Source organism: Calditrichota bacterium (assembly GCA_016867835.1).
Classification (GTDB): Bacteria; Electryoneota; AABM5-125-24; order Hatepunaeales; family Hatepunaeaceae; genus VGIQ01.
In genome coordinates this window covers 1-12,365 of the sequence record VGIQ01000083.1, presented here as the reverse complement: position 1 = coordinate 12,365, position 12,365 = coordinate 1, and the positions used below count along the sequence as shown (strand labels likewise).

Annotated in this window: 8 protein-coding genes and 1 rRNA gene; all 9 read right to left on the bottom strand. The window is 60.0% G+C overall.

Features of this window, described 5'->3' with window-relative positions; translation table 11 throughout:
• Nucleotides 1-614 (bottom strand): 16S ribosomal RNA (locus tag FJY67_08805); the annotation flags it as partial.
• 424 nt (nt 615-1,038) lie between these two features.
• The gene (locus FJY67_08800) at nt 1,039-1,971 is read right to left on the bottom strand and encodes a hypothetical protein (protein ID MBM3329551.1); all 933 of its coding nucleotides are present in this window, start codon (nt 1,969-1,971) and stop codon (nt 1,039-1,041) included.
• Nucleotides 1,971-3,596: a hypothetical protein gene (locus FJY67_08795; protein MBM3329550.1), complete on the bottom strand. Its 1,626-nt coding sequence runs from the start codon at nt 3,594-3,596 to the stop codon at nt 1,971-1,973. Before FJY67_08795 ends, FJY67_08800 begins: the two co-directional genes overlap by 1 nt.
• Nucleotides 3,597-6,953, bottom strand: coding sequence for a hypothetical protein (locus tag FJY67_08790; protein ID MBM3329549.1), 3,357 nt, complete (start codon nt 6,951-6,953; stop codon nt 3,597-3,599).
• 14 nt (nt 6,954-6,967) lie between these two features.
• Nucleotides 6,968-7,921 (bottom strand): hypothetical protein, encoded by a 954-nt coding sequence (locus tag FJY67_08785; protein ID MBM3329548.1) that lies wholly within the window; start codon nt 7,919-7,921, stop codon nt 6,968-6,970.
• Nucleotides 7,857-8,660: a hypothetical protein gene (locus tag FJY67_08780; GenBank protein ID MBM3329547.1), complete on the bottom strand. Its 804-nt coding sequence runs from the start codon at nt 8,658-8,660 to the stop codon at nt 7,857-7,859. The genes FJY67_08785 and FJY67_08780 overlap by 65 nt, the downstream gene beginning before the upstream one ends.
• 47 nt (nt 8,661-8,707) lie before the next feature.
• The gene (locus FJY67_08775) at nt 8,708-10,330 is read right to left on the bottom strand and encodes a GGDEF domain-containing protein (GenBank protein ID MBM3329546.1); all 1,623 of its coding nucleotides are present in this window, start codon (nt 10,328-10,330) and stop codon (nt 8,708-8,710) included.
• A gap of 49 nt (nt 10,331-10,379) precedes the next feature.
• The gene (locus FJY67_08770) at nt 10,380-11,222 is read right to left on the bottom strand and encodes a DUF72 domain-containing protein (GenBank protein ID MBM3329545.1); all 843 of its coding nucleotides are present in this window, start codon (nt 11,220-11,222) and stop codon (nt 10,380-10,382) included.
• Nucleotides 11,222-12,365 (bottom strand): imidazolonepropionase (locus FJY67_08765; GenBank protein ID MBM3329544.1); only part of this gene is annotated, 1,144 nt, incomplete at its 5' end. The genes FJY67_08765 and FJY67_08770, both read right to left, overlap by 1 nt.

Below are 12,365 nucleotides of genomic sequence, written 5' to 3'. Positions count from 1 at the left end.
GGTTAAGCCCGCACCTTTCACCCCCGACTGACCGCCCCACCTACGCGCCCTTTACACCCAGTAAATCCGGACAACGCTTGCACCCCCCGTATCACCGCGGCTGCTGGCACGGAGTTAGCCGGTGCTTATTCCCAAGGTACCGTCCCTCCCGCCGTAGCGGGCATTCTTCCCCCGGAAAAGAACTTTACACCCCTAAAGGCTTCGTCATTCACGCGGCGTCGCTGCGTCAGACTTTCGTCCATTGCGCAAGATTCCTCACTGCTGCCTCCCGTAGGAGTCTGGGCCGTATCTCAGTCCCAGTGTGGCTGGTCGTCCTCTCAGACCAGCTACCCATCGTCGCCTTGGTGAGCCGTTACCTCACCAACAAGCTAATAGGACGCAGGCCCATCCCTGTGCGCCCGAAGGCTTTCATCTCCCGGGGATGCCCCCGAAAGACAATATGCGGTATTAGACCCAGTTTCCCGGGCTTGTCCCCCACACAAGGGCAGGTTGCCTACGCGATACTCACCCGTTCGCCACGCTCGGGGCTCCCGAAGGAACCCTCCGCGTTCGACTTGCATGTGTTAAGCGCGCCGCTAGCGTTCGTCCTGAGCCAGGATCAAACTCTCCGTAGTAAAGGATCGAACATATCGAACTTAGTAGCAACGGACCAGGCCAATGGGTTTAGCCCGTCCGCGCGCGTTGTCAAAGAACAGACCGGCACCCGACAGCCCCATGACTGCCCCGCCGAAAACTCCCGGAAGACCCCGGCCCTTTAGACCGACCGCCTCCCACTCCATCAATATAAACCTGCCCGGACTCCTTGTCAAGCCGCCAGCCTCGCCGACGCCTCGTTTCGTCCAAGCAGGTAACCTTCAGTTTAAAGGTCTCCCCGGCCTCAAGTCAAGGTCTAAGGTCGCCAGTCAAGACCATCTCGAAAAATAAGAGGCTCTCAGTGCTCGACTCTCGACATCTAAGGGAACCTTTAATCTAACCGACTCCTCTAACGGTGTCAACATACAGACACCTTAAGTGCCTTGTTCGGAAGAAAAATGCCCGTCAATCTCGATTCTGCTTCGCGGTCATATCGGCCAACTCCCACGCCATACCGAACATAACCCCCCGGTCGGAGACTTCCAGAACCGGCACTTCAAGCACCTCCATGATCTCCCGAAGCAGCAACACCCCCCCGTGAATGAACCGCGCCCGGACCGACGGCATACCGGGCAAGGCTCGCCGCTGCTCATAGTCGAGGCGCAACAATCGCTCGCTCCAGCGGCTCACCTCGTCGAAAGACAACACCTTCCCGGTAAGTTCATCATGGCGATAGGTTATTATTTTATTGTGGATTGCAGCGAGTGCGGTCACGGTCCCGGCGGATCCGATCAGGCGCGGTGCCAATCCGCTCCGCCACCGTTCCCGCCATCCGGAAAGATGACTTCGAGCCAATACCTGCGCCCTTACCACATCTTCAACCGTCGGAGGATCCCTACTGAATGCAGTCCGTGCCAGATTCACCGAACCTATTGCGAGGCTTTCCGTCCAGTCTGGCTCGCGTCCGATACCGATCGAGAGTTCAGTCGAACCGCCGCCCAGGTCGAGCAACCCGGATCGCTGCTCTGCGCCGTACAGCCCGAACACCCCCCGCCAGGCAAGTCTTGCCTCGCGTATGCCGCTGACGATCTCGACTGGAAGTCCTGCTTCCGCTGCCATCTGGTTATAATCCTCCCGATTGACAGCCATTCTAAGTGCAGCTGTGCCGACGGCGGCAGCCCGCTCGACACCTACGGCGTTTGCTTTTTGGACGATTCTCTGCAACACCTGACGGTTCCGACCAAGCAATTCTTCCGACAATAGGCCATCCGGTGTGATGCCCGCGCCCAGGCCGCTCTCGTCGAGCCCTCGTTCAATGACTCGAAGTTCAACCTCCCGGATATCGACTATCAAATGGAGGATACTGTTGGTGCCAATATCGACCGTCAGCAAGCGCATTAGAACGCCGTCTCCAGCGACAGGTGCAATCGCCCTCGACGAAGCGGTTCGCCCGCTGCCAGGGCGAGATCGAGTTTCAGCCTTCCTGAAGCAGTGCCGGTTACGAAGGAGATACCCCCGGCGTAAGGCCAGACCCGATCTACCGTGAAATCCGGATCGAGACGGTGCAATCTTGCAGCATCGAAGAAGAGCCCGGCAAAGGTCGTCCTGTCGGGCGGTCTCCAACGCAGTTCGATCTGCCCCCGTGTTGCACCCCGGACAAGAAAGCGCTCGTCGGAATAGCCTCGGAGGGTCTCTGCACCACCGATTCGCAACAAGTCAAACCAGGCAATGCCGTCGCCGGTGACATCGCTCTCAGCGACTTTTCCATAGAGTGCCCAGCGAGGCGTTAACCCTTGCACCGCCTCCAATTGCACATCTTCCCGCCCGGTTCGCAGCCGGCTGCTTCTCCCGGTGATCCGTCGAAAGCCCGGTGTCGAGCCGATACTGCCCCGCCACCCGGATCCGGGATTCGCATCGTGATCGAACCGGTTGATCGTAATGGACATCGGCACAAACAGCGTCCGGTCGCTGTTACCATTTCCCGCAATTGTCCGGTCCGCAACTCCGGCTGAGAGGATGAGTCCCTCCTGAGGTTCCCATCCGGCTGTAATCCGGGTCGTCCTTGCGCTGCCTTGGACCGCGTCATTTAAGCCCTCGATCTCGAGCCGTCCCTCAAGTGGCAATCCGGCGATGAAGACCTCCCGCCAGGACGCCCGCGCTTGCGACCGCCCGGCAACGGGGCGTGCCCATCGAAAGGCAATCTCCCGCCCTCCGCCGAATAGATTGCCCAATGAGAGATCAAGATCGCCGGTCGGTGCGGATCCGCCGGCCGACGCAACCGCACCGCCGATCCGTCCGTTGCGTCGCTCGACTATGGGAAACGTCACCCGGGCCAATCCTGGCGACAAGTTGCCGATCTGCTCCGGTCCTACTGAGGCGACAAAGGACTGCCGTTCAAGGTATCGGCGCGCTCGCTCGAGATCGCTCACGCGCAATATCCTGCCTCGCTTCAACCGGGTAACCGCTTCGAGAAGCGATGCCTTCACGTGTCGCGTCCCCGTAAAGGCAACCTCCCCGATCCGCATGAAAGGCCCTCTTTCGATATCGATGTCAGGCTCAAGCAGCAGTGCGTCAGCAGTGACTTTCATCCTCCCCGGCTTAAGGGTCAGTACTGCGAACGGAAAGCCCGCCTCGAGAAGCGAATCAAGCATGACGAGACCCGGCGCAAGCAGGTGGTCAAGAGTCAACCGCCACCCGGCTGCGCCTTCCGGGGAGGCTTCGGTGAGCACCGGCCCTTCCTCTATATAGAGGGTGAGGCGCGTCGGATCTCCAGCGCCAAGGACTGCTGTATCGAGACGCGCCAACGGCCAGCCGTCGAGCGCCAGGGTCTCGTAAAGTCTTTCCAGTGCCGGGCTAAGGTCTTTCGTCGATACCGACTCGCCTGTCCTTATTCCCGCTCTGCGATGGAGGCTCTCCGAAACGTTTTGACGCCCTTCGAAGTGAACAACGAACTTGCTGCCTGCAGTCTCGCTTGAAAGCAGGGATGCGCTGAGGAGGCTGACTCCGATGATGAGCCTTCGCATCTACAAGTCCATTCGCATTTCGACCAAGCCGGTCGGGATCGGTTTTTCGCGACCACGCCAGAGAGATCGGGCACTGATGGCAAGGGTCAACTGCCGGCCGATAGAGTAGTCTGCCGTCAGCGCAGATGTGAAGTTGTTCCCTAAACGGTAACCGCGCAGCAGTTCGTGGGGCAGGAAAATGTCCGCGTCTGCCGCCAAGCGTCGCCAGCCGGTTTCCAGAGACACCGATCCTCGCTCGCTGAAGCGGCGTATAACGCGCGGCTCGACGCGCCACTCCTGCAGAATAATCCCCTTCGCAGCATCCCGGCGGTTCGACCAACCGAGTGCCGGCCGCCACAGATAGTCGCTCCCGGGAGGTTCATAGTGTGCCTCGCCGTCGATGACGAACAGGTCGAAAGCATTCGCAGAACCGCCATAAGCACGTCCCCGGCGAATCCACTCCCGCTGAGGCTCAAGAGTGAAGGTCAACGCCTCACGGGGCTTGTAGCGGATCCGAAGCGCGACACTCTCTTCGCGATCCTCACCGCTCAGGTAGCCGGAGGATCGTTCGATACGCCTCTTGAGCGCGAGCCGTCCATCCCCGGCCGGATGACCCTCAAGGAAGTAGAGGTCATTCTCAAACTGCCAGTGCGCAGGCGAAGCGCTCCGACCAAACAGCGCTCCACGATCGAGAAACAGTATCGCGGACTTTCGGGTGTCAGGCGACGAGCCTTTGGCTTCGAAGCGGGTAACCGAGCGGCTGATGCCAAGGGGATAGGTCGATTCCCGTCGCGTGGGTGAGAGTTTTCTGGTAAACCTCCATTCGAATTCGCCAGAGGCTTCGACCCGGGTTGCCCGTTCGAGCGAGTCACCCGGTGCGGTGCCGAGTTCAAAGTCGCCGCGCGGATCGGGCACATAGCGGTCGCCTTCGCGTCTCCAAGTGCCCCGACCTGGTCCGACATAAGTGGCTACCGACCGGTCGCTCCGGCTGCGACCGGTCGTCAAGTCATAGGCTGCCGTAAAGCGAAAGGGCTGATTTGCGGGCGACAGATTCAGCGCCGCTCGTGCACCGGTGCCGATTTCCGTGTCGGAGCCTGGAACATGATCGATTTGGCGGCGGTAGAGGTCGGTCGTCCAGCCGCCCCAGGATTGCCGATCCTTCCAGCCGGCACGGACCGTCCTTACGCGCGAAATGGCCGTGCGCACTTTCGCTTGCAGCGAGTCGTCGCTCCGATAATCAATAGCAGCGTAGGCTTCCCGCACGCCGGCTCCCCAGCGGAGGCCGGGCGTAACCTCTTGAACGGCTCTACCGGAGCGCATCCCGGAAGAGTCGGCAACCTGCTCTTCCAACCCGCCGATTAGGGACGGAGTGACCGCCCCCCAAGTCCACTCGGATCCGACGTCCCAACGCCGGCGGAGTCTCACCGCGCCGGTTCTGCTCTGGCGGCTATTGGCGCCGGAATAGCCTCCCTTTAGTCGCAGCGAGCTGATCGCTCCCTCGGCTCCCGACTCCCACCGTTGCGCCTTTGTCCGACTGACTCGATCGAGTGAGCCTGCACTACCTGTAATAGTGAGCCGTTCCAGCGGCTTCAACGTCATCCCCGCTTCCACAGCGCTTTCGTCCGCGGCATCGTCCGACGGTAGATTCCACCGATAATTGTAGTCTACTTCGCGGCGTGCCGAGAGCGGTCGAAAGTTGGCATCCTCACGCCGCAGGGATAGGTCAAGTGCAATACGCCCCTTCGCCTCCGACCAGCGACCGCTCCAGAGGAGTGCTGCGCCTCTGTTGTCGCCGTCGTCGCGCAATGACCGGGTGTTTCGGTCATATTCGCTAAATGCTGTCTCGAGACGGGAGCGCAGGTTACCGGTCACCACTTCGCCTCGAACATGCACCAGTTGACGGCGGTCGGGCAAGGGCAGGAGCAGTGTTGGGGACCAACTGCCAAGACCCTCTCCGATCCACTCGAAATAAAAGAGTTGCCAATCTGGATTGTAGCGCCGGGTGTAGCCGCCCTGCGAGTCACTCCCAAAGGCGACGCGAAGATTCCCGGTCGGACGGCCGAGGCTGTCCGGCGGAGAAAACTGCAGCACTCTTCGGTTGCCGGACTCATCGGCCCAGATGTAATCACCCTCACCGTAAGCGACACTGTCGATCCCGCTCGCACGAGCCGACAGCGCATCATCTCCAGCACGTTCGACGACCGCTCTGCGCTCGTCATTCCAGTCAAACGCCACCGGACGCCCGCCGTTCTGTTCTTCTCGCGCCAACGTTGCTCCGGCAGAAAAGCGCGCTCCCCCGACCTTAAAGGGCACCTCTCCATCCATACCGTAGAAAACAACCGGGTAAGCCGAGCCGGTGTACTCGTACTCGACCTCGAGCCGTGATTGAGTGCGGATCAACGTCGTTGGGCCGAGCGTGATCGTCCCGCGCTCATAGTCGATCCGATAATCACCGAAAGCGCCGCGCTTCAGGAGGCGGCCGTCAAGGTGGACAACCTCGCTCCCGGCAGCGACGGTGATACCATGTCGGCCTTCACGGTCGGTCAATTCGTAGGGACCCTGGTCGCCCGGGCTAAGGTCGAGGCGGAGAGTATGCGTCAGTTTCTCGCCTCCGCCGCCGGCGGTCTCAATCCGGCCGTCCCGCCCGCCAAAAGAGGCCCGCCCGCCCTTCAACTGCCGTTCGACCCGGCCAAAACGTCCGTTGCGCCAGGTCAGGTCGGCATCCCCCAACGACGCTTCCATCCGGCGGGTCCGGACTTGTAAAACGATCCGGTCGAGTTCTCCGAGTGTGGTAGAGCCGCTGCTTCCGGTCCCAGCCGGCAAGCTTCGGTCGTCGAGCACTGCTTCGACCGAAACCCCCGGTGAAGGTTCACCGGTAAGTTCAAGATGCATACCCGAGGCGACGCGTTGTCCACCGCCGGCATCGATTGCCACTCCCCGGCTGATGAAGCCGCTTCGACGCATTCCGCCCCAGGGGGAGAGATAATCGCCGCCGGATCGCGCTATCGGAACAGTTTGCGAATCTGCCGAATCACCCACTTCGGTCATCGGTCGGTAGCGACGCAATTCCAACTCCCGTCCCGGCGCAGCCGACCGCCACTTTACCGAAATGGTATCGCCCGGTGTCAGTTCACCTCTCAATCGACCGATAAAGACCTCATGCAACTCCTGCCAAACAACGGCAACTTCAGCCGGACCTGCAGTGTCGCCTACGACAACCCAGGCCGCCTCATCGATCAGCCAGGCATCCCTGATGGAAAAGGTCGTATCGGCCGCAACGACGATCCGTTCCGAACGCCATCCACCTCCACGAGGCAGACTTGGGAGCGTATCTGCACCCACCAGCGAGCCTGCTGCAAGGATGATAGCCTCGACCACCCGGACGAAATGACCTATGGTTGAAGACGGAAGATCTCGATGTCCCCGCTGCTTCGGGGCAGAAGATAGAGGCGGTCCCCCCGGAGGGCTATGTCGGCAATCTGCGTTTTAAGCGGCTCTACTACGTCAAGTTGTTGCCAGCCGCCTGACGATTCACCCTTGCTGTAGTAGGATTTGCCGTCCGGGCTATATGCGACCCAATTGCCGTTGTCTTCCGCCGCGATCTGTTCCACCCCTGCCGGTGATAGCCAGGCCATCTTTCGCACACGGCCTGAACGGCGATCTATCCACCAGAGAGTATTGCCTGCCAAAAGCATAGCCCGTCCCGTACCGGATACCAACTCCAACTTTACCGGGGGCACGATTTCTGAGAGCGCTGTTGCGCTAAAGGGACGACTTTCGCCCGATGCGTCAAACAGCCAGAGTCGAGCATCGAGACGGTTCAGGTAAAGCAGTGCCCCGTCGTCGAACCTGATGCCGCTTAAGGGATCGTGACCGGAAGGTAGTGAAATGAGAGGAAGCGACTCGCCGCGCAGATTGTAACGATAGACCTGGTTGTTTCCAGGCAGAAAGACGAGGTAACTCAAGCCTCCGTCACAGACAATATCTCCGCTGCCGGAAAAGGACTGGCTGGATGGGATTTCGACTTCTCGGGCGGGAATAGTGTCGCCTGGCGAAGCCGGGGGGAAGACAAGGATTCGCGGTGGATTGCCGAATAAAACGGCAGCAGAGCCATCCCGTCCGGCGGCTATGGCGATTCTTGTTGCACCGGGTAAATCCGGCAGAGAATAGCGCCCGGCGGGTTCGAGTCGCGCGGGCTCAGCCCGAACTTCGAACGGAATGAACTGAAGAACAAGACCCGTAAAAGCGGCTAATCCGACGATCAACCGAAACTTCCCCTCATCAGGGAGCGGCCGGACCTGCTGCCCGCACCGGTGCATAAACTTCGTTGAAGCGACGTCGGACATCGCGTCCCTGCGACGGGAGCCCCGAATTCGCTGACACAACGACCGACGCCATGGCTGCTCCCTCTACATCGATGACGGGATCTGACTCGCCTACACCGTCAAGGAAGAGAATGTCGGCATCGGCTATCCCTGCTGCTGGCAATGTGAAGCGGCTGGCGGCAGCTGCAGCCTCAAGCCCCAATTCGGCACCGGTGGTTTCAAAAGGCTCAACTGCAATCGACGTAGGAAGGTGGAGCGCTATCCTAACGCCGGAAAGTGCGGAGTATCGACGCGAATGGCGCAGGATAATCGGTGCTCCGGCCAGTGATGCCCCCAGACAGTGAATAATATCCGGCATCCAGTGCAGTTCAAGTGCTACCTGAAAAGCAGCGTTAAGGAAGAAACCGAACCTGCGGGGATTGTCGTCGTAGGTGTCGCCCGATGGCGGCCCATATATACCTTCCCGATGAAACTCATTATGCTGTTCGATGAAATAGACCTGGGCATGCCCCTCGGCAGAGAAGCCCGACTTCAGCGCCACCGTAACCGGTCCGGACCCATACTCTACGGTATAGGCACTGAACCTGGCGATGTCACGCAGCCCGTGCTTTCGCTCCCGAATCATCTGGTAGCGCGGCATTATAGCCCGCACTTCGTGCCCATGCATTTTCAAAGCGCGAGGCAGGGACGCGGCAGCTTCACCCAACGCTCCGGCACTCGCGAACGGCTCCATTTCCGTAGTCAGCAAAAGTATCTTCACCACACCTCCCGTTTGAATGCACTATGCGCGATCATCCGTCCCGTCCATTAGACGGCATAGGCCAGACAGCGGTTCCGCCCTGCGCGCTTGGCATCATAAAGCGCCATATCGGCGCGATTGATCAGATCGGCTGGGGTTTCGACTTCATTAACATTGTCGGCGACACCTATCGAAACCGTAATATACTCGGGAGCCTGCCGCACGGTAAGCCTAAAGGGGGTGCCGGCAATCGAGGTCCGGACCTTCTCGGCCACCACAAGTCCCTGATCGACGGTCGTCTCCGGCAGGATCACCGCAAACTCCTCCCCTCCATAGCGGCAGACAAGATCCACTTCCCGCACCGCGGCCCGGATAAGTTTGGCTACGCCCGCGAGGACCCGGTCACCCTGCAGATGGCCATGGGTGTCGTTGTAGATCTTGAAGTGGTCGATGTCGAGCATCAGGAGCGTTAGGGCATTGCTATAGCGCCGCGCTCGCTTCCATTCCCGCCCCAATTGATCCTCGAAAAAGCGATGATTATAGACGTTGGTAAGGCCATCGACGGTGGCCATTCTACGCATCGAAGCGTGTAGCCGGGAGGTTACCAATGATTTGGAGATGATCTTACCGATCGCCTCGAACCGGCTGCTATCAGATGGCAGATACTGTCCCGGATGCCGGGAAAAGATTTTCAGCAAGCCATTGACCCGGCGCTGGTAAAGAAGGGGCAAGAGAAGTCCTGCCTCCAGCCCCATATAATTCATCAACTTCGGGTTGGCGAGATACCGTCCGGCACTGGCTCTATCGATCAAAACCGGGGTGCGACCGCGCAAAATGTCCATTTGCCTCTCGGCTTTCAGCATCATCGTCAGAAGGTCGCCCCCAAACGCGGTGTCGTTGCGATGATGTTCCGAAATTACGTCGAATCGCCGTCCGGCACTCTGCAGTGCCATTAACTCGAAGTAGTCGTAGCCGATCGTCTCCTTTAAGGATCGGGCAATGGAGTTGTTAAGTCGGCCCTCCTCCAATTCCCAACCGACCGCGTCTTGAATCCGGGTCATGGCGCGTAGCCAGCGGATGTCGCTTTCGCGGCTCGCTGCCCCCCCGGGAAGGGGGGACGACCCCAGCAGCGCCCGCAGCAGGCGGGTTGGAAAGTCTGAATCGGACGATGGACGAACCTCGGCCGCGCTGCGAGCGAGTGCTTCGAGATGATCGGCAGCATCCGTTGATACCGGCAGCATCGCTTGCGACAAACTAATCGCCTCGCGGGTCGCCTCAAAGGGGTCGAGGCAAATCAGCCCGCGCCAACGCTCCCCATCACCGCGATGTAGGACTATACCGGTCGCCATTACTGGTGATGAGTAGAGCAGGATCGCTACATCCCTTAGGGGATGGCGGCGCGGCAGATGAGCCAGCGCTTGCAGCCCGGTGCCATTGCCGAGCCGGTAAAACCAGCCACCCTTCAGTCGCTCGCTTCCTTCTTCACTGCCTAATTGCCGGGCCAGAACCGCCGGTAGAATAAGCGCTCCGAGCGCATCGGGTGAACGATGGTCAAGCGCCCGAATCGCTTCGCTCAGCAAACTGATCACGCGTGGCGATGACATCTCTGTTGCTTGTCCGGCTTCAGGAGTCTGCTGAACGACCCCCGGGACTTCCGGCGATTCTGGCTTTGCTGCCGCAGACGGTGTCATCGTCGCTGCTTCTCACGCCAGGCCATCTGCAAGAAACTCATAGACTAAATCAAGTGAATAGTGCTGACTCGCCCCGCAGGATGCGGGTCATTAGCCTCGCGCCCCGGACGGCATTGCCAAGATGGCAGTTGTTGAAGAAAATGAAGACCTTCTGCGCACCTTCCTCCATTGCCTCCACCGGAGACTGCCAGGACTCAAGTTCAGCCTCGCTGTAGTCGTAGTCATAGCGATCTCCGGCTGCCCGATCATACCAGGTGAGGTGGTTGCGGCCGTGGAACCGGACATAGCCGATGCCGCCGGTTACCCGGGCTTCGGAAATCGGCAATCCATCAATGGCCGGCATATCGACCATGACGCTGACGATACCGTTCCGGTCAAGGAAGTCATAGGTAGTGCTGGTCTGCCAATCGCGTCGTCGGAACTCGACAGCCAGACGCGTCCCGGCAAGTTCCGCCATTCTCCCGATCCGCGATAACGCCGACGTCTCCGGTCTAAACGACGGCGGAAACTGCGCCAACGCACCCTCCAGGCGGCCTGCCTCCCGAAGCGGTTTTACTGCTTCCCGAAATGCACCCATCGCCACCTCGAAGTCGTCCGAGCCGTGCGTCACCCCGCCCGGCACCTTGACCCAGAAGTTGAAGTCGTCGGGAGTCCTTGCCGCCATCGAGGCGAAAGTTGAAGGTGACGGCAAGCCATAATAACTGGCGTTTACCTCAAGGACGTTGAAATGACGGGCATAGTAGCCGAGCCATTCGCGTCGGGGCAGTCCGGGCGGGTAAAACGTCCCCTGCCAGTCCGGGAAGAGGTAGCCCGAAGTGCCGATGACGACCCGTTCGTAACGACCATAGTTGGCAGGCCGCGATTCGGCGAAGAGACTGCCTGTTAAACTCATCAAACTGCAATTTTCGGTCGCCCAACTGCCAACTCGCCCTTCTTGAAGACCGCAATCGGACGAGCCTCAACTCCGCGAAAGATGAGCGTTTCGAGATCGGGCAGGTCCCATAGCGTAAAGTCGGCTTGATAGCCCTTCTCCAACGTCCCAACCCGGTTCTCCCGGCCGAGGGCCAAAGCTCCCCCGAGCGTCGCGGCCCAGAGCGCTTCGAAGGGCGTCATCCCCATCTTCATCACCGCAAGCATCAAAATGAAGGGCATCGACTGCACCGGTGACGATCCGGGATTGAAATCGGTCGCCAGCGCCAGACGGCAGCCGGCACTTAGCATCCGACCGGCATTGGGATAACCTTCCAGACCAAGGCCGAAGACCGCCCCCGGCAAGAGTACTGCGGTAACTCCTGCATCCGCCAGCCGCTTCAGCCCGTCATCGCCTGTCTGCTCCAAGTGATCGGCGCTTATGGCTCCCACTTCCGCAGCCAGTTCGGCGCCTCCACCTGTTGTCAACTGGTCGGCGTGAACGCGAATCTTCAGACCGGCGCTTCGGGCTGCTTCGAATATCCGTTGAGCCTGCTTAGTGGTGAATGCCGACTCTTCGACGAAGACATCGACCGCCTCGGCAAGTCCTTCGCTTGTTGCCCGGGGAATCATCTCCCGGATCACTAAATCGACATACCGGTTGGGCTCCCCGGCATATTCCGGCGGAACCGTATGCGCACCGAGCAAGGTTGGCGAAACCTCCAGCCCCGTCGTTGCTGCAGCGGTTCGAATTGCTCGTAGCGATTTCAGTTCATCTTCAACCGTCAGCCCGTAACCGCTTTTGGCTTCAATCGTCGTGGTGCCCAAAGCCAGAAAGTCCCGCATGCGGTCTGCCGTGAGACTGGCGAGATGGCCTTCGGAAGCCTCCCGGACGCCGAGCATTGATGACCGGATACCGCCTCCCTCGCGGGCGATTTGAAGATAGGAATCGCCATGGCACCTGCGGACGAACTCAGATCCGCGATAAGCAGTAAAGACCGGATGGGTATGGGCATCGACAAAACCGGGGAGGACCAGTGCGCCCCCGGCGTCGTAAACGGCACCGGACGCTTCCCGGGGGGGCATGCCGGTCCCGATTCGCCGTATGCAGCCGCCGGCTACTTCA

Bases quoted from the DNA above. Each gene is read 5' to 3' on its own strand.
- FJY67_08800 (MBM3329551.1), bottom strand. From the start codon at position 1,971: ATGCGCTTGCTGACGGTCGATATTGGCACCAACAGTATCCTCCATTTG.
- FJY67_08795 (MBM3329550.1), bottom strand. From the start codon at position 3,596: ATGCGAAGGCTCATCATCGGAGTCAGCCTCCTCAGCGCATCCCTGCTT.
- FJY67_08785 (MBM3329548.1), bottom strand. From the start codon at position 7,921: ATGTCCGACGTCGCTTCAACGAAGTTTATGCACCGGTGCGGGCAGCAG.
- FJY67_08775 (MBM3329546.1), bottom strand. From the start codon at position 10,330: ATGACACCGTCTGCGGCAGCAAAGCCAGAATCGCCGGAAGTCCCGGGG.
- FJY67_08770 (MBM3329545.1), bottom strand. From the start codon at position 11,222: ATGAGTTTAACAGGCAGTCTCTTCGCCGAATCGCGGCCTGCCAACTAT.